Annotated in this window: 20 protein-coding genes; 8 read left to right on the forward strand and 12 right to left on the reverse strand. The window is 69.0% G+C overall.

What is annotated here, in order from left to right; all coding sequences use genetic code 11:
• Positions 1 to 9 precede the first annotated feature (9 nt).
• The 7 genes from OCU_RS43915 to OCU_RS43945 form a co-directional block, all read right to left on the reverse strand.
• Positions 10 to 474 carry a hypothetical protein gene (locus tag OCU_RS43915; protein WP_014380857.1) on the reverse strand — a complete coding sequence of 155 codons (465 nt, stop codon included), beginning with the start codon at positions 472 to 474 and terminating at the stop codon, positions 10 to 12.
• Entirely contained in the window at positions 467 to 1,729 is a 1,263-nt protein-coding gene (locus tag OCU_RS43920; protein WP_009952988.1) for a DUF58 domain-containing protein, read from the reverse strand. The genes OCU_RS43915 and OCU_RS43920 overlap by 8 nt, the downstream gene beginning before the upstream one ends.
• A gap of 7 nt (positions 1,730 to 1,736) precedes the next feature.
• Positions 1,737 to 2,714, reverse strand: a complete 978-nt coding sequence (locus OCU_RS43925; RefSeq protein WP_009952989.1) for an AAA family ATPase — start codon at positions 2,712 to 2,714, stop codon at positions 1,737 to 1,739.
• Positions 2,715 to 2,733: 19 nt separating this feature from the next.
• On the reverse strand, positions 2,734 to 3,216 hold the full coding sequence (locus tag OCU_RS43930; RefSeq protein ID WP_009952990.1) for a hypothetical protein: 483 nt from the start codon (positions 3,214 to 3,216) through the stop codon (positions 2,734 to 2,736).
• The gene (locus tag OCU_RS43935; RefSeq protein WP_029384254.1) at positions 3,213 to 4,160 is read right to left on the reverse strand and encodes a DUF4129 domain-containing protein; all 948 of its coding nucleotides are present in this window, start codon (positions 4,158 to 4,160) and stop codon (positions 3,213 to 3,215) included. Before OCU_RS43935 ends, OCU_RS43930 begins: the two co-directional genes overlap by 4 nt.
• Before the next feature lie 158 nt (positions 4,161 to 4,318).
• Positions 4,319 to 5,191, reverse strand: a complete 873-nt coding sequence (locus OCU_RS43940) for an SDR family NAD(P)-dependent oxidoreductase (RefSeq protein WP_014380858.1) — start codon at positions 5,189 to 5,191, stop codon at positions 4,319 to 4,321.
• Entirely contained in the window at positions 5,188 to 5,790 is a 603-nt protein-coding gene (locus OCU_RS43945; RefSeq protein WP_008259472.1) for a TetR/AcrR family transcriptional regulator, read from the reverse strand. Before OCU_RS43945 ends, OCU_RS43940 begins: the two co-directional genes overlap by 4 nt.
• 60 nt (positions 5,791 to 5,850) lie before the next feature.
• Between OCU_RS43945 and OCU_RS43950 the strand changes: the two genes are divergently transcribed.
• From OCU_RS43950 to OCU_RS43960, 3 genes are read left to right on the forward strand one after another with little or no spacing between them, the layout of a single operon-like run.
• A complete protein-coding gene (locus OCU_RS43950; protein WP_009957464.1) occupies positions 5,851 to 6,987 on the forward strand; it encodes a phosphotransferase family protein in 1,137 nt (378 codons plus the stop codon).
• A complete protein-coding gene (locus tag OCU_RS43955; RefSeq protein WP_009957463.1) occupies positions 6,987 to 8,102 on the forward strand; it encodes a hypothetical protein in 1,116 nt (371 codons plus the stop codon). Before OCU_RS43950 ends, OCU_RS43955 begins: the two co-directional genes overlap by 1 nt.
• 59 nt (positions 8,103 to 8,161) lie before the next feature.
• Positions 8,162 to 9,508 carry a flavin monoamine oxidase family protein gene (locus tag OCU_RS43960; RefSeq protein WP_009957462.1) on the forward strand — a complete coding sequence of 449 codons (1,347 nt, stop codon included), beginning with the start codon at positions 8,162 to 8,164 and terminating at the stop codon, positions 9,506 to 9,508.
• Here the strand turns inward: OCU_RS43960 and OCU_RS43965 are convergent.
• Positions 9,503 to 10,468 (reverse strand): alpha/beta fold hydrolase, encoded by a 966-nt coding sequence (locus OCU_RS43965; protein ID WP_014380859.1) that lies wholly within the window; start codon positions 10,466 to 10,468, stop codon positions 9,503 to 9,505. The two genes, OCU_RS43960 and OCU_RS43965, sit on opposite strands and share 6 nt — an antisense overlap.
• Before the next feature lie 73 nt (positions 10,469 to 10,541).
• Between OCU_RS43965 and OCU_RS51440 the strand changes: the two genes are divergently transcribed.
• Positions 10,542 to 10,688: a hypothetical protein gene (locus OCU_RS51440; RefSeq protein WP_014380860.1), complete on the forward strand. Its 147-nt coding sequence runs from the start codon at positions 10,542 to 10,544 to the stop codon at positions 10,686 to 10,688.
• Positions 10,689 to 10,699: 11 nt separating this feature from the next.
• Here OCU_RS51440 and OCU_RS43970 read toward each other — a convergent pair whose 3' ends face one another.
• The 3 genes from OCU_RS43970 to OCU_RS43980 form a co-directional block, all read right to left on the reverse strand.
• Positions 10,700 to 11,791, reverse strand: coding sequence for a helix-turn-helix domain-containing protein (locus tag OCU_RS43970; protein ID WP_014380861.1), 1,092 nt, complete (start codon positions 11,789 to 11,791; stop codon positions 10,700 to 10,702).
• A gap of 42 nt (positions 11,792 to 11,833) precedes the next feature.
• On the reverse strand, positions 11,834 to 13,012 hold the full coding sequence (locus OCU_RS43975) for a glycosyltransferase (protein ID WP_014380862.1): 1,179 nt from the start codon (positions 13,010 to 13,012) through the stop codon (positions 11,834 to 11,836).
• 155 nt (positions 13,013 to 13,167) lie between these two features.
• Positions 13,168 to 13,926 (reverse strand): STAS domain-containing protein, encoded by a 759-nt coding sequence (locus tag OCU_RS43980; RefSeq protein ID WP_014380863.1) that lies wholly within the window; start codon positions 13,924 to 13,926, stop codon positions 13,168 to 13,170.
• 221 nt (positions 13,927 to 14,147) lie between these two features.
• On the opposite strand from OCU_RS43980, the gene OCU_RS43985 reads away from it, so the two are divergent.
• Together OCU_RS43985 and OCU_RS43990 are read left to right on the forward strand one after the other, a co-directional pair.
• Positions 14,148 to 16,250 carry a catalase gene (locus OCU_RS43985; RefSeq protein WP_009957455.1) on the forward strand — a complete coding sequence of 701 codons (2,103 nt, stop codon included), beginning with the start codon at positions 14,148 to 14,150 and terminating at the stop codon, positions 16,248 to 16,250.
• Between the two features lie 72 nt (positions 16,251 to 16,322).
• Complete coding sequence (locus OCU_RS43990; RefSeq protein ID WP_008259505.1) at positions 16,323 to 16,580, forward strand: DUF7218 family protein; 258 nt, start codon at positions 16,323 to 16,325, stop codon at positions 16,578 to 16,580.
• Here OCU_RS43990 and OCU_RS43995 read toward each other — a convergent pair.
• A complete protein-coding gene (locus tag OCU_RS43995; protein WP_009957454.1) occupies positions 16,574 to 17,152 on the reverse strand; it encodes a nucleotidyltransferase family protein in 579 nt (192 codons plus the stop codon). The two genes, OCU_RS43990 and OCU_RS43995, sit on opposite strands and share 7 nt — an antisense overlap.
• Before the next feature lie 203 nt (positions 17,153 to 17,355).
• Here OCU_RS43995 and OCU_RS44000 point away from each other — a divergent pair, with 203 nt between their 5' ends.
• Both OCU_RS44000 and OCU_RS44005 read left to right on the forward strand, forming a co-directional pair.
• Positions 17,356 to 18,309, forward strand: coding sequence for an acyl-CoA dehydrogenase family protein (locus OCU_RS44000; RefSeq protein ID WP_014380864.1), 954 nt, complete (start codon positions 17,356 to 17,358; stop codon positions 18,307 to 18,309).
• Positions 18,306 to 19,088, forward strand: coding sequence for a PIG-L deacetylase family protein (locus tag OCU_RS44005; protein WP_009957451.1), 783 nt, complete (start codon positions 18,306 to 18,308; stop codon positions 19,086 to 19,088). Before OCU_RS44000 ends, OCU_RS44005 begins: the two co-directional genes overlap by 4 nt.
• The last annotated feature ends 12 nt before the right edge of the window (positions 19,089 to 19,100 follow it).

Consider the following 19,100-nt stretch of genomic DNA (forward strand, 5'->3'; position numbering starts at 1 on the left):
CGTCGGCGCTCAGGCCAAGAACGGCCGGATCGCCAGCAGGTAGATCACCAGCGCACCCAGCGGGGCGGCCAACGGCAACCACGGCAACTGCAACGGGAACGACGTTGCGACCAACCCGGCGAACGTAAACCCCACCGCGGCAACGGCCGTCGGCCAGCTGCTCAGCACCACCGGGGCGGCCGCGCCGGCCGCATGGCGGCACACCAGGTAGGCGGCCGCGCACAATCCGGACAGCGCGACGAACACGACCGGCGGATCGGACAGCGTGACCGTCACGACCGCCAGCAGCACGGCAACCGTTGCGGCGAACCGGAATACCGTCCCCGCACCCACCGAAACCAGGGCCGCCACCCACGCGGCCACGGCGAAACCGTGCGAGCCCCCGGCCGCCGATCCCACCATGAGCAGACCGAACCCGGTCGCGAACGCGGGCGAGCCCAGCCGACCCAGCGCGCCCGCACCACCGCTATCCACGCAGCCTCCCGCGCACCCGGCGGCGGCGATCGGGCAGCACACCCATCGACTGCTCGAGGCCGCTCTCGCCCCGCCACGACACGATGTCCACACCGACGGTGGCCATGTCGCGATACATCGAGGAGCGCTGCAGCACCCACATCCGATCGACCAACGGATCCTGATCGTCTTCGAACGGCGAACTGTCGAGGATGTCCACGGCCAACACGACATGGCCCCGCCTCCGCAGATCGATGAGGGCGAGCGCGAATTCGGTGTCGAGCAGCGTGGAGAACGCGATGACGATCGCCCCGGCAGGCACCGCCGCGCGCGGCGCCAGCGTGCCCGTGGTGCGCTCGAATCGGTCACCGGCACCGAGCACGGTGTCGAGCACCCGATAGAACTGGCGCTGCCCGATGTCGGCGCCGAGCCAGCGCGGACGGTTGCCCCCGAGCGCGACGATCCCGGCCCGATCACCGTGCCGCAGGGCGGTTTGCACCACTTGCGCCGCGCCCCGGACGACCCGTTCGGTGGCTACGGTCGCCGGACCCGCCGGCTGCCGATACCCGTCGATCAGCACGACCACGTCCGCCGCGCGGTCGGTCAACCGCTCCGTGACGTGCAGCTGGCCGCGGCGCGCGCTCACCGGCCAATTCACCGCGCGCAGTTGGTCTCCCGGCACGTAGGGACGAATGTCGGCGTATTCCACCCCGGGGCCGACGTGCCGGGTCAGGTGGGCGCCCAGCCGGTCGAGCAACTCGATCTGCGGGATGGGCGTGGCCTGCGGCGGCGTCAGCGGAAACACGATGACCTCGGCGGCGTCGACAACGCCGGTGCCGGTGAGCAGCCCACCGCGTGCGATCACCTCGACGCGGGCCGCGATCCGGTACCGTCCCCAGCGCTGCGCCGTGGCCGCGACCGTCTTCGCCCGGCCCGCATCGGCATCGGCGATCTCGAGCTCCATCCCCTCCACGTCCGGGACCGTGAGCCGGGCGGCCGACAACCCTTGTTCTTCCCCGCTGATCCACACCCGCAGGTGCGCCTGCTCGCTTTCGAAGCATCGCTGGGCGTCGGGCTCGCCGTGCACGCGAATTTCCGGCACCCGCCGCTGCCAGCTGATCGAACACAGCACGCCGAGCAGCGGCGCCGCGAACGCGATCAGCTGCCACCGGGCGCCGATGACGGCCGCGGCCATCGCGAACCCCGCGCAGGTGGCAACCGCGCGCGTCAATCCCGATGCGCGCCAGCGAAACTCGATCTCGCGGCCCTGCGTCACGCCGGACTCATCCGGTGTCCCCCGGGCTCGCGCCGGTGCGCGGCACCGGCAGCCGGTGCAGCAGCTCCCCGATGACGTCGGCGCCCTGGATCTTTCGCACCCACATCTCCGGGCGCAAGGTGATGCGGTGCGCGACCGCCGCGGTGGCGAGCGCCTTGACGTCCTCGGGGATCACGTAGTCGCGGCCGAGCAGCAGCGCGCGGGCGCGGGCGAGCTGGACCAGGTCGAGTTCGGCGCGCGGGCTGGCCCCGACCGCGACCTGCGGGTGGTGCCGCGTCGCGTTGGCCAGCGAGACCACGTAGTGCAGGACGTCTTCGTGCACGGTCACCTGCTCGACCGATTCCCGCATCGCCAGCAGGTCGTGCGCGTCCACGACCTGATTGACGGTCGGCTCGGCCGATCCGCGTTCGAGGCGCCGCCGCAACATCGAGGTCTCGTCGCGTTCGGAGAGATACCGCAGTTCCAGCCGGATCGCGAATCGGTCGAGCTGCGCCTCGGGCAGCGGATACGTGCCCTCGTACTCGATCGGGTTGTCGGTGGCCAGAACGATGAAAGGCCGTGACAGCTGGTGTGTTTCGCCGTCGATGCTGACCTGTCGTTCGGCCATCGCCTCCAGCAGCGCCGCCTGGGTTTTCGGTGGCGTGCGATTGATCTCGTCGGCGAGCAACAGGTTGGTGAAGATCGGTCCGGGCCGGAACGCGAAGCGCCCCGACTGCATGTCGTAGATCGTCGACCCGAGCAGGTCCGCCGGCAGCAGGTCGGGGGTGAACTGCACACGGGTGAATTGCAGCCCCAGCGCGGCCGCAAAGGATCTCGCGATCAGCGTCTTGCCCAGGCCCGGCAGGTCCTCGATGAGGATGTGACCGCGCGCGAGAACGGCGGTCAGGATGAGCTTGAGCGCGGCGCGCTTGCCCACCACCACGCGTTCTATTTCGTCGAGGATCGCCTCGCAGTGTGCGGTCGTGGTTGCTGCCGGCAGCGTCATTTCTGGATCGCGCCCCCTGTCATACCTGCTCCAACTTTCGCAGAATCTCTTCCAGTGCCGCCCGGCCCGGCCCCGGCTGGCGGTCACCGTTGCGGATGACGTTGTTGGGGTTGACCCAGTCCCACAGCTCGACACCAAAGAGCATTCGGCCGGTCGCGTGGAAGGCGGCGGGATCTTTGGCTTGCCGTTGGCCCGTGGCGATTTCGTACCGTCGGGCCAGCATCGGGCGCAGATGCCGGTCCCAGTCCGCCCGGGTGGCCTCCGACCGGCGGATGGTCGTCTCGGTGGTGGAAAGCCAGCGGCGCAACGAATCCCCGATGTCGTCGGCCTCGGGCTCGGTGCCGGCCTCGGGCCCGCGTCCCAGCGTGCGCCGCAGGCCGAGCAGTACCACGGCCAGCCCGATACCGGAGGCCGCCAACACGAGTCGGCGGTCATGCTGCGTCAGCGTCAGCAGTTCGATGGCGATGATGAGGCAAACCCCGAGGGTCGCGGTCTTTTTCATGCGACGCTCAGCGATCGGAGTTCGTCGAGGACCAATCGAAGCACGCGCACCGCCACGTCGCGGTGTCCCTCGTTCATCACGTGCGGACTGAACCGCGCCTCGGTGAACAGGTTCACCAGTTGTACGGCGTTATCGGCATGCAGGGCATGGCGTTCGACCGCACGGGCCAACACCTCGGAGGGGGTATCGAAGTCCTGGGGGACGGCCCCGGGAACATGCGCGAGTTCGCGTTCCATCGCGGCGTAGCAGGCGATGATCGCCTCGCGCGGCTCGCGGCTGAGGTCCGTCATCTCCGCCAGCCCACGCTCGGCGGCCCGCGCCAGCGACCGCGGCGGCGCCGCGGCCGCCGGGGATTCGGCCGGCTCGTCGGCGATGCGGAGTGCGATCGGGTGCTGCCGTCGCCTCGCCGTGGCGACCGTTCCGGCGACGATCACGAACAACATCGCGGCCGTGCTGGCGAGCAGCACGCCGAGCATGCTCTGGGAACCGTCGCGCGGCCGGTGCTGCTGCTGCGGTGGTGGCGGCGAGCCGCCATGCCCCGACGGCGGCTGGCCGCCGGTCTCGGATGGGGAGGGAGCCGGGCCGATGCCGTGGGGCGCCAGGAGCCTGCTCAGCAGCATCACGATCAGCAGCCACGCGACGATCACCGCGAGGCCGACCAGCAACACCCGCCAGCTCGGTCGGCCCCTCCCGGTGCCCAGCATGTCGGACAGCGCCCCGGCGGACGGCGCGGGTGCACGGGGGTCTCGCAACCGCGCGACGACCGCGATCGCGACCAAGGCCAGCGTCGCCGCCAGGATGGCGACCACGAACACCATGGCCGCCCGGCCCCCCGACTCGCTGCGGGCCGCATGCTGCTGAGCCGGGAAATACCCGCGCAGGGCGGCCGCGACCACGAGTAGGAGAACGATCAGGGCCACGACCCGCCCTGTCGGCTTATCCATACCAGGCATGGGCACACCACTCAACCGGTTGCCTGCCGCCGTTGCGGCACTGGCTTTGCTCATACTTGCACGTCAGGCGGCCCTAGGGCCAGGACTGGCGTTCGATAGCGTCGGTGGCGTGGTCCAGGCTTCGCCGGAGTGCGATCGACCGCCCCGGCTCAGTCCAGCGCGAACGGCCGGAAACTGCCGTCGAGCACTTGTAGGTGCCCGATGGTGCGTCCGGTGACCTTGCCGGGGTCGACGAGCGCCAATTCCACTGCAGCGCGGGCGAATTCATCCGCGGACGCGGTGTCGTCGAAGTTGCGGGCGTAGTAGGAAAGCCCCGGTGTGAGGATCGGCTTGGACGGCGACAGCGCGTTGACCGCGATGTTGTGGTCGGTGAGATCGAATGCCGCGCATTGGGTTAGATGCTCGAGCGCCGCCTTGGACCCACCGTACCCGGGCAGCACACCGCCGCTGCGGTCGGCGTACGGGCCATCACCGGGCAGTCGCGACGCGACCGAGGTGATGTTGATGATCGACCCGCCACCCGCCTCGATCATGTCGGGGCACACCAGCTGCATCAGCTCGTAAGCCGCGAACACCGCGATGTCGAAATGCCGGCGATACGCGTGCAAGGGCGTACTGACGAACCCCGGCCAGCCGGGCTTGGCGGCGCCGCTCGGCGGTTTGGCGGGCTTGGGGCGCGGTTCGCCGCCGGGCGCCGGCGGGCGGCCGGGCGCGGTGAAGGCCGCATTGTTGACCAGAATCGCGATCGGGCCCAACGCATCTCGCGCCGAGTCCACCAGCCGGGCGATCTCGTCGCGGTCGGTCAGATCGGCGCGCACCGCGACGGCGCGTCCGCCCGCGGCCTCGATGCCGGCGACCGTCTCACCGATCGTTCCCGGCAGCCGGTCATCCCAGACCTCTTCGGTGCGCCCGGCGACCGCCACCGCCGCGCCCTCGGCGGCCAGCGCCAACGCGATCGCTCGACCGAGGCCGCGGCTGGCACCGGTGACGATCGCGGCGCGCCCGGCGAGCCGGCCCGTCATCGCCGCACGCCGTGCACGACGATGGCCGTGGTCTGCTCCACCCACGCGTCGTCGAGCTCTTCCTCCGGGCGCAGCAGCATCCGCAGCATCGTCGCTCCCCCAATCAACTCGATCAAGCGATCCGGATCCACGTCGGGATGGGCTTCGCCCCGGTCGACGGCCTCGCGCAGCCGCACCCGCACCGCGGCGAACAAGTCCACGAATCGCGACATCACCCGCGCGTTGAGCGCGGGATCGGCCGTCATGTCGGCCACCAGGCCGGGCAGCGCGGCGCGCACCACCGGGGTGGTGAACACGTCGCGGGCGGCCTCGATCATCATCCGCGTATCGGCGGCGATATCCCCGGCCGGCGCCTCCAGCGCGGTGGGGGCCACGGGGAAGGCCGCCTCATGCACCAGCTCGGCCTTGCTGGACCACCGCCGGTACAGCGCCGACTTCGTGGTGCCGGCGCGCTCGGCCACCGCGGCCAGACTGATGTTTGAATAGCCCGTTTGGACAAGCAGTTCCGCGGTCGCCGATAGGATGGCCGAGTCGATACGCGGATCGCGCGGGCGGCCGGCGCCGGGGGCCTTGTCAAGGCCGGACGGGTCTGCTTTCATAACGCTACCTACCGTATCGTAATTGCCGCGAAAAAGTCTCAAAGGATGGAGGCACTCCCCGTGGCCACTGAACCGGCAGTCGACAACGTCGACCGGCTGCAGCGCTCCAGCCGCGACGTCACCACGTTGCCGACGGTGATGTCGCGCTGGCTCTCCACCGTACTGCCCGACGGCGCAAAACCCGAGGTGACCGTCGAAAGCGGCGTGGATTCGACGGGCATGTCGTCGGAAACCATCATCTTGACCGTCCGCTGGCAGCAGGACGGGCAACCGACCGAGAAAAAGCTGGTGGCGCGGGTGGCGCCCACCGCCGAGGACGTGCAGGTCTTCCCGACCTACCGGCTCGACCACCAATTCGACGTCATCCGCAAGGTCGGCGAACTCACCGACGTGCCCGTGCCCCGGGTGCGGTGGCTGGAGAACACCGGTGACGTCCTGGGCACACCGTTCTTCGTGATGGACTACGTCGACGGGGAGGTGCCGCCCGACGTCATGCCCTACACGTTCGGCGGCAACTGGTTCGCCGACGCGCCCGCCGAACGGCAGCGCGAACTGCAAGACGCCACCGTCGGCGTCTTGGCTTCGCTGCACTCGATTCCCGACGCGCAGAACACCTTTGGCTTCCTCACCGAGGGACAAATCGGGGACACCGCGCTGCGCAAGCACTTCAATTGGGTGCGGTCCTGGTATGACTTCGCCGTGCCCGACATCGGGCGATCGCCGCTATTGGAACGCACCTTCGACTGGCTGGAGGCCAACTGGCCGGCCGAGACGGCCGCCGCCGAGCCGGTGCTGCTGTGGGGCGACGCGCGCGTCGGCAACGTTTTGTACAAAGACTTCGCGCCCGTGGCGGTGCTGGACTGGGAAATGGTGACGCTGGGCCCGCGCGAGCTGGATGTGGCGTGGATGATATTCGCGCACATGGTCTTTCAAGAACTCGCCGGCCTGGCGATGCTGCCGGGGTTGCCGGAGGTGATGCGCGAGGAGGACGTGCGCGCGACCTACGCGCGCCTGGCCGGCGTCGAAGTCGGCGATCTGCACTGGTTTTACGTGTACTCGGGCGTCATGTGGGCGTGCGTGTTCATGCGCACCGGCGCGCGGCGCGTGCACTTCGGCGAGACCGAAAAGCCCGACGATGTCGAATCGCTGTTCTACCACGCCGGATTGATGCGACGTTTGATCGGAGAGGACCAGTAATGCTCGGACCGCTCGACGAATACCCGGTACATCAGATCCCCCAGCCGATCGCGTGGCCGGGCTCCTCGGACCGCAACTTCTACGACCGCTCCTACTTCAACGCCCACGACCGCACCGGGAACATCTTCGTCATCAGCGGCATCGGCTACTACCCCAACCTCGGGGTCAAGGACGCGTTCCTGCTCGTCAGGCGGGGGGACACCCAGACCGCCGTGCACGTCTCGGACGCCATCGATCAGGACCGGCTCAACCAGCACGTCAACGGCTATCGCGTCGAGGTCATCGAACCGCTGCACCGGCTGCGCATCGTGCTCGACGAAACCGAAGGCATCGCAGCCGATCTCACCTGGAAGGGGTTGTTCGACGTCGTCCAGGAGCAGCCGCACATCCTGCGTTCGGGCAACCGGGTGACGCTGGACGCACAGCGTTTCGCGCAACTCGGCAGCTGGAGCGGCCACATCGTCGTCGACGGGGAGGAAATCACCGTCGACCCCAACACCTGGCTGGGCAGCCGCGACCGGTCCTGGGGCATCCGCCCGATCGGCGAGGCCGAGCCCGCCGGCCGGCCCGCCGACCCGCCGTTCGAGGGCATGTGGTGGCTCTATGTGCCCATGGCCTTCGACGATTTCGCGATCGTCCTGATCATTCAGGAGGAGCCCAACGGGTTCCGTTCGCTCAACGACTGCACCCGGATCTGGCGCGACGGCCGCGTCGAGCAGCTCGGCTGGCCGCGGGTCAAGATCCACTACCGCTCGGGCACCCGCATCCCGACCGGCGCGACCATCGAGGCCACCTCCCCCGACGGCACCGAGGTCCACTTCGACGTGGAGTCCAAGCTGCCGGTCCCCATTCACGTCGGCGGCGGCTACGGCGGCGATTCCGACTGGATACACGGCATGTGGAAGGGCGAGAAGTTCGCCGAGCGGCTGACCTACGACATGACGGACCCGGCGATCGTCGCGCGCGCGGGGTTCGGCGTGATCGACCATGTCGGCCGGGCGCTGTGCCGCGACGGCGACAAGCCACCAGTGGAGGGCTGGGGCCTCTACGAGCACGGCGCGCTGGGCCGCCACGACCCGTCGGGATTCAAGGACTGGCTGACGGTCGCGCCGTAACCGGTCCGCGCTTCACGATTTCGCCCTGCAACTCGCAGAAATGCGGTTCACTAGACCGCGTGTCACAGCCGCCCCGGATCGTCGACGTCGTGGTGGTCGGAGCGGGCTTTGCCGGGCTGGCCGCCGCGCGCGAGCTGAACCGGCAGGGCCACGACGTGGTGGTCTTCGAGGGCCGCGACCGGGTCGGTGGGCGGTCGCTGACCGGCAGCGTCGCCGGATTGCCGGCCGATCTGGGCGGCACTTTCGTCGGGCCGACCCAAGACGCCGTGCTGGCGATGGCGGCCGAACTCGACGTCCCCACCACGCCCACGCACCACGACGGCAAGAACCTGATCCACTGGCGCGGCTGGACGCACGCGTATCGCGGCACCATTCCCAAGCTGTCCCTGACCGGGCTGCTGGACATCGGCCGGCTGCGCTGGCAGTTCGACCGGATCGCCCGCGGCGTCCCGCTGGCGGCCCCGTGGGACGCCCGCCGGGCGCGCGAACTCGACGGCCTGTCGCTCGGCGGCTGGCTGCGCTCGGTGCGGGCAACCGCCTCGTCGCGCGACCTGCTGGCGATCGTGGCGCGGGTGACCTGGGGGTGCGAGCCCGACGACGTGTCGATGCTGCACGCCGCCCGCTACGCGCACGCGGCCGGCGGCCTGGACCGACTGCTCGACGTCGAGGACGGCGCCCAACAGGACCGCTTTCCCGGCGGCACGCAACAGATCGCCGAAGCCGCGGCCGCCGAACTGGACACGCGGGTGGTGCTGGGCGCACCGGTGCGGCGCATCGAACGCCACGGTGCGGGCGTGACCGTGACGACCGATGTCGGCGAGACCGAGGCCGGCTTCGTCATCGTCGCGATCCCGCCGGCCCATCGCGCCTCGATCGAGTTCACTCCCCCGCTGCCCGCCGAGTACGAGCAGCTCGCCCGGCATTGGCCGCAGGGCCGGCTCAGCAAGGCGTACGCGGCCTATTCCACGCCGTTTTGGCGGGCCAACGGCTTTTCCGGGCAGGCGCTGTCCGACCGGGGCCCCGTTTTTATCACGTTCGACGTCAGCCCGCACCCGGACGGTCCGGGCATCCTCATGGGTTTCGTCGACGCCCGCGCGTTCGACTCACTGCCCGGCGACCAGCGCCGTCGCGACGTGTTACGTTGCTTTGCAACGCTTTTCGGTGACGACGCACTCAAACCGCTCGACTACGTCGATCATCGTTGGGGCGCAGAGGAATTCGCGCCGGGCGGCCCGACCGCGGCGGTGCCGCCGGGGTCGTGGACGCGGTTCGGGCGGTGGCTGCGCGAACCGGTCGGCCCGATCCACTGGGCGGGCACCGAGACCGCCGACGAATGGACCGGGTTCCTCGACGGGGCGATCAGGTCCGGCCAGCGTGCGGCCGCCGAGATCACCGCGCTGCTATGAGCTGATCCGGCTGGTCGCCGATTGGTGGATCGCCGCTTCGGCCAGCGTGCGCAGCTGGCGGCTCACCTCGCGCGGGTGCTCGAGCATCGAGCAGTGCCCACCGGGCAGCTCCACCAGACCGATCAGATTCGGCACGTCGCGTGCGATCCGGCGGGACTGGCTGATCGGTGTCAGCCGGTCGCGTTCGCTGCCGATGACCAGCGTCGGCACCGTCAGCCCGCTCAGGTCGAGATAGCGGGACCCCATCGACGTGACCAGCGCCCGCGCGCAGCCGGCCCGCCCCCGCGGCGACGTGTTCTCGAAGAGCTCGTAGACGAGGCGGGCGATGCTCGGGTCGGCGTCGCGCCCGGTCGCCAGCATCGCGACCACATAACGGCTCGGGATGCGGGCCGCACCCGGGACGGGAAACCCACCAAAGACGCCGATGAGGGCCTGCCCGGCGAGCACCCGCGCCGGCGACAGCCCGTGGGGCACCGCGAGAAGTTGCACGTTGCGAATCAGGTCGCCGCTCGTGGTGTTGATCAGCGCGACGGCGTCGGCGCGCCGCGGAACCTTGTGCCGGTAGCGCTCCGACCACGCGGCGATCGTGATGCCGCCCATCGAGTGGCCGGCCACCACCGCCCGTTCATGCGGCGCCAGCGTCGCGTCTAGCACCGAATCCAGATCGGACGCAAGGTGTTTGAGGCTGTACGCCTTGGCCCGCGGTACGCCGCTGCGGCCGTGCCCGCGATGGTCGAACGCGATCACCCGGTAGTCGCCGGCCAGGTCGACGATCTGGTAGGCCCACGCGCGGATCGCGCACGTGATGCCGTGCGTCAAGACGATCGGATAACCGTCAGCAGGCCCGAACACCTCCGCGTGCAGCCAGGTGCCGTCGGCCGCGCGGACCGGCAGGGTCTCGCTCGGTGGCAGCCGTTCGGGGAACGGGTCAAAAGCGCGTACCGCCCGTCGAGCACTCATGCGCCGCTCCCCCCTCGAACACGGCCCCGTCGCCGCAGCTAAGGATGAGACGATTTTATCCCGACATTCGGTATTGGTTTGGGAAATCCGGCTCTTCGGGTACCACATCGCGCTGACCGACGTACGGACGTGGATCCGCCCGGCTCCGGCCGCCGCGACCGGCGCGGTGCTCGGTGGGCGCTATGCCGCGAAGCAACTGCTGCACCGGGTGAGCGGTTGATCGCGCGGCCGTCACGCCGGGGTCTGCTGGCGCAGCGTGGTGTGGGGGCTTTGCCCGTAGGTCTGCCGGTACAGCACCGCGAACCGCCCGGTGTGCGCGAACCCCCACCGCTGGGCGATTTCGGTGACGGTCGAGGTGCCCGCCGACGCCGCGATCAGCTCTAGATGGGCGCGGCGCAGCCGGACACGGCGCATGTACTCGGTGGGTGTGGTGTCGAGTTGGCGGCGGAACAGGTACTGGACCGCCCGGGGGGTCAGATGCACCGCGGCCGCGACATCGTTGATGCCGATGTCCTCGGTGGTGTGACGGTGGATGAAAGACACCGCCTCCTTGAGCGTTTCGGGCAGCGTGCCGTCGCCGCCCGGATCCTGCTCGGTCACATTGGATGGATAACACTCGAGCAGCGCGCCGGCCAACAGGTTGGCCATGCCCGCGGCGATCATCGGTTGCTGGGCGGTGTCGGCACACGCCAACGTCGTCAACACGTAGTCGAGCGCGCGATGCCAGGCCCGCACGGCGGCACGCGAACGTGGTCGCCACTTCAAGAACTGGGTCCGTTGCGACAGCGCCGTGTGCCATTCGGCGGCGACCGCGTGCAGCACCTCCGCCGCGAGGACAACCACATCGAAACGTGCCCCGTTGCAGTGCAATACACACGACATGCCGTGCGCGACGAGGATGGGGAAGTCCGCGGTCGCCGAGGGGCCGCCCGCGACGCTCAACGATCCCGCGCGCGGCTGTATGACGACAACGGTGTCGCCCGCCGGGATCTCGAGCGTCAATCGACCCTGGATCGCCACCTCGTCCACCGTCATCGATCCGGTGTCCCGGCGCCGATGCGACACCGCGCAGTGTCCGGTGAAGCCGGAGAGCCGCCAGCCCGGCCGATAGGCGGCGGCGAAAAGCCGGCGCGCCGCCCGCGCATCGATGCCGCGAAACTGCTTGTATTCCACCGCGACTGGCTGGACCCCGTGCTCGTGCTCACCTCCGAGCTCGGGACGTGCGGGGCGGTACTCGGCCCGGGTCTCCTCGGCCGGTACGCCCGCAGAACCGACGAGCTCCGCGGAGGGCAAACTGGCGGTCGCGCGGGTCGCGGTGGTCATGGCCGGCTCGGAGGAAAGACCGGGGGCAGCCTCGTCATTGCATCACCGTGCCGCCGTCGATGACAGATCTGTGGATGCCCGGCCTTGCGCGCCCAGGCTCTGGTAGACATTCAGCGCGTCGAGCGCGATCCGCTCCCATGCGAAGCGTGACTGTGCGCGGCTGCGCCCGGCCGCGCCCATGCTTTCGCACTGAAAGCGCTGGGCGAGAAGCCGTCTCAGCGCGGCGGCCAGGCCGACCGGATTTTCGGGCGGCAGTACGACGCCGGTGATGTCGTCGAGGACGACGTCGGCGAGGGCGCCGACGGTCGCGGCGACCACCACCACGCCACTGGCCATGGCCTGCAACGCGGTCGAGGGGCGCAGCGGTTCGCGAGGGGTGCACACCATGATGTCGGCGGACCGGACCCACATCGGCATTTCCTTGCCGGGGATTGTGCCCGCGAAGCGGACACGATCGGCGACCCCGAATTCCTTGGCGAGATACTGCAGCTGGGCCCGCGCGTCGTCGTGCACGGTGTTGGTCGCCTCGGTTTCCGCAATGACCACCTCGGCGCCCGGAACCCGGGACAGCGCGCTGATCGCAATGTCAAAACCGTTATGCTGCAGTGGATTCGGCGCGACACAGAGAATGCGCTGCAGCCCGTCGCGGGCTATTTCAGGACCGGTAGGGGTGTATCGCTCGGAGTCCACTCCACAGGTCAGCGCGGACACCCGGGCCCGGCTGTGGCGCAGTTGGGCCAGCATGTCGACCTCGGCGCTGCTCTCGCCGGTCGCCCAAGCGGCGCTGCGCGCCAACAACGGCTCGATGCGCTGGCGTTCGCTCCTACGCGCCGAGGCCGCGTCGTGGGCGCGTGAGGCCGCGGTGAGGCCTAAGAACGTCTGCACGACCGGGACACGCCGACGTCGGGCGGCCAGCTGGGCGGCCAATCCGCCGAGCCACCCGTATGCGTGCACGACGTCGGGTTGTTTTTTTGACCAGACGCGCTCGAGTTTCGCCGCCCAGTCCCCGACGTAAGGCAGCACGTCGATGGCGTCGGCTGCGGCGCGCGGACCAACGGGAACCGCCACGCTGCGGCAGGCGCCGGCGGTGGCCTTGGCAGGCCGTGGACCGTTTCGCCGGAAGCACACGGTCGCGTCATGCCCCTGCGCCGTCAATGCGACGCCCAACTGCTCGGGGTCCTCCCCGACCACGTCATCGCCGCTGACAATTGCGATCTTCACTCGCGGTTCCCTCCGCGCGCCTCGTCCATCCGTCCCAACATCACGAGGCATACCACTTGCGGGCGTCCGCGAAACGAACAGATCGGCGCTTCGTTTCCTGGCCAGGCTTTCGCCTGTCGGCCCCAAGGAGACCTGGTGAAACGCCGGAGGCGATATCAGAGCCGGTTTTCCCGCCCGACCAATGCCCAGACGGTTTTGCCCGACGACGTAGGGGCCGCGCCCCACGCCCGCGATACCGCGGAGACGATCGCCAGACCGGAGACGACCTCGGCACGGCGGTCGACGGCTTCGCGCCGGCGGGGCAAGCGAGGACTGTCGTCCTCGACCGCGACAGTGACGGTGCCTCGATAGTTCTCGACGATCAACACCGGCGCGCTCTCGGTGTGGTCGAGCGCATTCTCGACAAAGACGGTCGCCACCGTGGCGGCGGCCGCGACCACTTCGCGGATGTCCCATTTGGTAAGCCGGTCGGTGACCAAGCCACGTGCATGGTCGATGCTGCCGCTGGATCGCGCAAGCTCGGTGCGCGCCCGTCGCCGGACCTTGAAGGTTTGATCGCGCACAGCCTCCAGCGCGAGCTTCCGGGTGGAATGTACCGGCACATATCGGGCCACCCCGGCCGTGGCGATCGCCCGGCGCACCGTCAGCTGTCCGCACACCAGCAATATCGGAACGTCCGGCCACACGCTGACATGCCAACGAGCGCTGTTGAACACCGTCCAGGCTGAAGCGGAGGACGCGCGCAAACGGTCGATATCGACAATCACCGCATGGGGCTCGTCGATCGCGGTCGCGATCACGGAGTTACGGATGGTGAGATAGCTTGCGCTATCCAGCACTCCTGTCATCGTCAGGATCGTTGTGTCGTGACGTGTTTCCGTCTCGATCCCGATCCCCGGAGGCGGGATATTCATCGAACATCGCTCCGGCGGGACTCCAGGGCCGCCCGATTCCCGCCGTTTTCGTTAGCCGCCGCAATCACCACTTCCGTCTACCCGCATCGATGGTAGACAACCCTCGAAAGGAGGGATAGGGCCGGATTGGGGCCGTTTTACACGGGTTTGACGGTGGTACTCCACATCGTTGAGCGATCGTTGAGCGGCCCATCACAGCAAATCAAGCCAGAAAGGCAGTCATGGCCACCGACCAGAATCCCAAGCAGCGCGACCTGGACTCCGCACGCTTCCGTCGGGACACCGGATACCTGACGACCCAGCAGGGCGTGCGCGTCGACCACACCGACGATTCGCTGTCGGTCGGTGACCGGGGACCGACGCTGCTGGAGGACTTTCACGCCCGGGAGAAGATCACTCACTTCGACCACGAGCGCATCCCGGAGCGCGTGGTGCACGCGCGGGGCGCCGGCGCCTACGGCTATTTCGAACCGTACGACGACGCGTTGGCGCAATACACCGCGGCGAGATTCTTGACCACTCCAGGCTTGCAGACCCCGGTGTTCGTGCGATTCTCCACGGTGGCCGGCTCGCGGGGTTCGGCCGACACCGTGCGCGACGTGCGCGGCTTCGCCACCAAGTTCTACACCGAACAAGGCAATTACGACCTGGTGGGCAACAACTTCCCGGTGTTCTTCATCCAGGACGGCATCAAGTTCCCCGATTTCGTGCACGCGGTGAAACCGGAGCCGCACAACGAGATTCCGCAGGCGCAGTCGGCCCACGACACGCTCTGGGACTTCGTGGCGCTGCAGCCCGAGACGCTGCACACCATCATGTGGCTGATGTCGGACCGGGCATTGCCGCGTAGCTACCGGATGATGCAGGGCTTCGGCGTGCACACCTTCCGGTTGGTAAACGACCGCGGCGAGGGCACTTTCGTGAAGTTCCACTGGAAGCCGCGGCTCGGCGTGCACTCTCTGATCTGGGACGAATGCCAAAAGATCGCCGGCAAAGACCCCGATTACAACCGCCGCGACCTGTGGGAGGCCATCGAGTCGGGCCAGTACCCGGAGTGGGAGCTCGGCGTCCAGCTCGTGCCCGAGGAGGACGAGTTCAGCTTCGATTTCGATCTTCTCGACGCGACGAAAATCATTCCCGAGGAACAGGTTCCGGTGCGCCCGGTGGGCAAGATGGTGCTCAACCGCAACCCGGACAACTTCTTCGCCGAGACCGAGCAGGTCGCGTTCCACACGGCGAACGTGGTGCCCGGCATCGACTTCACCAACGATCCGCTGCTGCAGTTCCGCAACTTCTCCTACCTGGACACCCAACTGATCCGGCTGGGCGGCCCCAACTTCGCCCAGCTGCCGATCAATCGGCCGGTGGCCGAGGTCCGGACCAACCAGCACGACGGCTACGGACAGCACGCGATTCCGCAGGGCCGCTCCAGCTACTACAAGAACACCATCGGCGGCGGCTGCCCAGCGCTGGCCGACGAGAACGTGTTCCGGCACTACACCCAGCGGCTCGACGGGCAGACCATGCGTAAGCGGGCCGAGTCCTTCGAGAATCACTACAGCCAGGCGCGGATGTTCTGGATGAGCATGACGCGCGTGGAGGCCGAACACATCGTCGCCGCGTTCGCTTTCGAGCTCGGCAAGGTGGAGATGCCCGAGATCCGTTCGGCGGTGGTGGCACAGCTCGCGCGGGTCGACGGCGAGTTGGCCGCCCAGGTGGCCGCGAAGCTGGGGCTTCCCGCGCCGCCCGAGGAGCAGGTCGACACGGTGACCGCCTCACCGGCGCTGTCACAGGTCACCGACGCCGGCGACACCATCGAATCGCGCAAGGTCGCCGTGCTGGCCGCCAACGGCGTCGATGTGGTGGGGACACAGCGCTTTATCGAGCTGATGGGACAGCGCGGGGCCGTGGTCGAGGTGTTGGCGCCGGTGGCCGGCGGCACGCTGGAGGGCGGGTCCGGCGGCGAACTGCCCGTTGACCGGTCCTTCACGACGATGGCGTCGGTGCTCTACGACGCGGTCGTGGTGGCGTGCGGGCCGCGGTCGATCGCGACGCTGTCCAACGACGGGTATGCGGTGCACTTCGTGACCGAGGCCTACAAGCATCTCAAGCCCATCGGGGCGTACGGCGCCGGCGTCGACCTGCTGCGCACCGCCGGTATCACCAACCGCCTCGCCGAGGACACCGACGTGCTCAACGACCAGTCCGTCATCACCACCAAGGCCGCCGCCGACGAGTTGCCCGATCGCTTCGTCGAGGAATTCGCCGGCGCGCTCGCCCAACACCGTTGCTGGCAACGGCGCACCGACCCGGTTCCGGCCTAGCGCCGGTGTTTTCCCCGCGGCCCGGGCGGGCATAACTGAAAAGGTGTCTCATCGTGGACAGGAGGATGGATCATGCCGCGTTCGTCGATCAAGAACGAGAAGCTGTACCAGGATCTGCGCAAGAAGGGCGACTCCAAGGAGAAGGCCGCGCGGATTTCGAATGCGGCCGCCGGCCGGGGCAAGTCCTCGGTGGGCCGCAAGGGCGGAAAGTCCGGGTCTTACCAGGACTGGACCGTTCCGGAACTGAAGAAGCGGGCCAAAGAGCTTGGCATGTCAGGCTATTCGAGCCTGACCAAGGACAAGCTGGTGGCCAAGCTGCGTAATCACTGACGCGACAGGCCGAGCCGGTCGGCCAGCACCAAGAAGGCGACCGCGTAATCGTTTTCGGCAGTCTCCGCCTCGATGCGCTGCCAGTCCAGGCGTTCACGCACCGCGCGCACGGCCGGCAACAACCGGCCGAAGTCGCAGTGATGCTCCCCCAGGGAGCGCAACTGCTGGACGAGCACCATGGTCGGGGGCAGCACCGGCATGCCGATCGCCAGGACCTCCTGCTGTTCGGCCTGATCCAGCGTCGCGGCGTCGACGGGCACGCCGTTGATGCGATGCAGGACGTCGACGAGCGTGTCGCCGGTGCGGGCCTTGAACAACCAATCCTCCGGGGGACGTTCGATGGCGAAGCCCGCATTGGTCAGGGTGGCCACCGCCGTCTCCACGTCGGCCTCGGCCACCACGAGGTCCACGTCGTGGCTGGGTTCCGGTGCGCCGTAAGCCCATAACGCATAGCTGCCGGCCAGGGCGAAGCGCGGCCCATGTTCCTTGAGCGCCGAGGCGGCGCCTCTCAGCGCCTCTCGCAACCGCGAGGCGCAGCTGGTTGCGTCGGCATGTGCGTCGAGGGGTTCCATGGTGCATTAGGTGATACCCCGCGGGCCGGACCGGCAACCTGATGACGGACGGTCGTAAGGCCGTTTAACATGCGCGCAACGGGGAAATCGTCCGTTATGTCAACCGCGGTGCCACGTTCATACGATGCTGCGGCCGTCGTGATTTCGGCCCCCTCCCCCGACCCCATCAGGCGAGGGGGAACGCTCCCGGTGGGCGGCCCGGCGTGACGGCGGGGCTGGTCGAGCACTGGCTCGAGTCCGGACGGCTCGAGCTTCCCCTGCCCGCGTCGGGACGCACGGCCGAACGCTGGCAGCGGCTGGCGCGGCTGGCCGAGGACAACATCGTCGCGGCCAGGATCGCCGAGTCGCACGTGGATGCGGTCGCGATCCTGCACGAGTTGGGCGGCAAGCCCCCCGACCCCGGTCAGCTGTGGGGCGTGTGGGCCGCCGAAGCGCCGGACACGGCGTTGACGGCAACCGACACCGACGGCGCGTTCACCCTGAACGGCACCAGGGTCTGGTGCGCGGGCGCCGGGTTCTGCACGCATGCGCTGGTGACGGCGCGGCTCGAGGACGGGACCCAAGGCCTGTTCGCGGTGACCGTGACCGACCCCGCCGTCAAGGCCCTGCCCAGCACCTGGTGGAACGCGGGGATGGCCGGCAGCGACACCAGGCCGGTCCAGTTCACCAACGCCCAGGCCGTCGCCGTGGGTGACCCCGGAGCCTACCTGAATCGACCGGGCTTCTGGCACGGCGCAATCGGTGTCGCCGCCTGTTGGCTCGGCGGTGCACGCAGGGTCGCCGACCCGCTATACCGCTGCGCCGCAAGCCGATCCGCCGACGCGTACTCGCTGGCGCACCTGGGCGCGGTGGACGCCGCGCTGGCCGCCAGTGACGCGATGCTGGCCGAGGCCGCGGCGCAGGTCGACGCGGATCCGTTCGACCGATCCGGAACCGCGCAACTGCTGGCCCGCCGCGTCCGCACGGTCGTGGAACACGCTGTCGACGAAGCGATTACGCGCACCGGCCGGGCCCTGGGCCCCGGCCCGCTGTGCCAGGACGGACGGCACGCTCAACGGGTCGCCGACCTGAGCATCTACATCCGGCAGAGCCATGCGGAGCGGGACCTGGCCGAACTCGGGCAGCTGGCGGGCAGGCAGGCGATGAGGGCGCCGTGAAAACCGTGCCGGCGGGCAACTGCGCGTTCGCGGCCGATCCGCTGACCCACGGCGGCACACCGGTGCCGTTGTGGCTGGCTGCTTTCGCCGAAAGTCCCCTGCCGACACTGGATCTGACGGAGTGCCGACGGCTGATCGTCGTAGCCCCGCATCCCGACGACGAAACCCTCGGCCTGGGCGCGATGGCCACGCAGCTGACCGCGCTGGGGGTTGACGTTCAGGTGGTCTCGGTCAGCGACGGCGGCGCTGCCCAGCCCGATGTTTCGGTCACGGACCGACTTCGTATGGCAACCATCCGCAGATACGAATTGGGCCGGGCGGCCAGCCTTTTGAATGTCCCCAGCCCGATCTCGCTGGGTTTTCCCGCCGGTGAGCTGACCGATCAGGAGGACACGTTGGCCGACACGCTGGCGGAGATCCTCGAGGGTGGCGGCCCGGCGACCTGGTGTGCGGCGACGTGGCGGGGCGACGGGCATCCCGATCACGAAGCCGCCGGGCGCGCTGCCTCCGCGGCGTGCGCCCGCACCGGCACGACGCTGCTGGAATATCCGGTGCTGATGTGGCATTGGGCGCGCGTCGCCGATCCTGCGGTGCCGTGGGACCGGGCCTATTCGGTGCCGTCACCGAGTTGGGCGATGTGCCGCAAACGCCGCGCGGCGCAATGCTATCGGAGCCAACTCGAGCCCGCCGGCGGGGAATCCTCGCCCACCTTGCCGGGTTTCGTGCTTGCGCGGCTGCTCGCGGTGGGTGCCGCGATGGGGGAGCTCGTATTCCGGTGACCCCCGCGCCGA

This window comes from Mycobacterium intracellulare ATCC 13950 (assembly GCF_000277125.1).
Taxonomy (GTDB): domain Bacteria; phylum Actinomycetota; class Actinomycetes; order Mycobacteriales; family Mycobacteriaceae; genus Mycobacterium; species Mycobacterium intracellulare.

Bases quoted from the DNA above. Each gene is read 5' to 3' on its own strand.
- OCU_RS43935 (WP_029384254.1), bottom strand. From the start codon at position 4,160: ATGGATAAGCCGACAGGGCGGGTCGTGGCCCTGATCGTTCTCCTACTC.
- OCU_RS43990 (WP_008259505.1), top strand. From the start codon at position 16,323: ATGCCGCGTTCGTCGATCAAGAACGAGAAGCTGTACCAGGATCTGCGC.
- OCU_RS43995 (WP_009957454.1), bottom strand. From the start codon at position 17,152: ATGGAACCCCTCGACGCACATGCCGACGCAACCAGCTGCGCCTCGCGG.
- OCU_RS43970 (WP_014380861.1), bottom strand. From the start codon at position 11,791: ATGACCACCGCGACCCGCGCGACCGCCAGTTTGCCCTCCGCGGAGCTC.
- OCU_RS43985 (WP_009957455.1), top strand. From the start codon at position 14,148: ATGGCCACCGACCAGAATCCCAAGCAGCGCGACCTGGACTCCGCACGC.
- OCU_RS43930 (WP_009952990.1), bottom strand. From the start codon at position 3,216: ATGAAAAAGACCGCGACCCTCGGGGTTTGCCTCATCATCGCCATCGAA.
- OCU_RS43965 (WP_014380859.1), bottom strand. From the start codon at position 10,468: ATGAGTGCTCGACGGGCGGTACGCGCTTTTGACCCGTTCCCCGAACGG.
- OCU_RS43925 (WP_009952989.1), bottom strand. From the start codon at position 2,714: ATGACGCTGCCGGCAGCAACCACGACCGCACACTGCGAGGCGATCCTC.
- OCU_RS43945 (WP_008259472.1), bottom strand. From the start codon at position 5,790: ATGAAAGCAGACCCGTCCGGCCTTGACAAGGCCCCCGGCGCCGGCCGC.
- OCU_RS43955 (WP_009957463.1), top strand. From the start codon at position 6,987: ATGCTCGGACCGCTCGACGAATACCCGGTACATCAGATCCCCCAGCCG.
- OCU_RS43940 (WP_014380858.1), bottom strand. From the start codon at position 5,191: ATGACGGGCCGGCTCGCCGGGCGCGCCGCGATCGTCACCGGTGCCAGC.
- OCU_RS43980 (WP_014380863.1), bottom strand. From the start codon at position 13,926: ATGAATATCCCGCCTCCGGGGATCGGGATCGAGACGGAAACACGTCAC.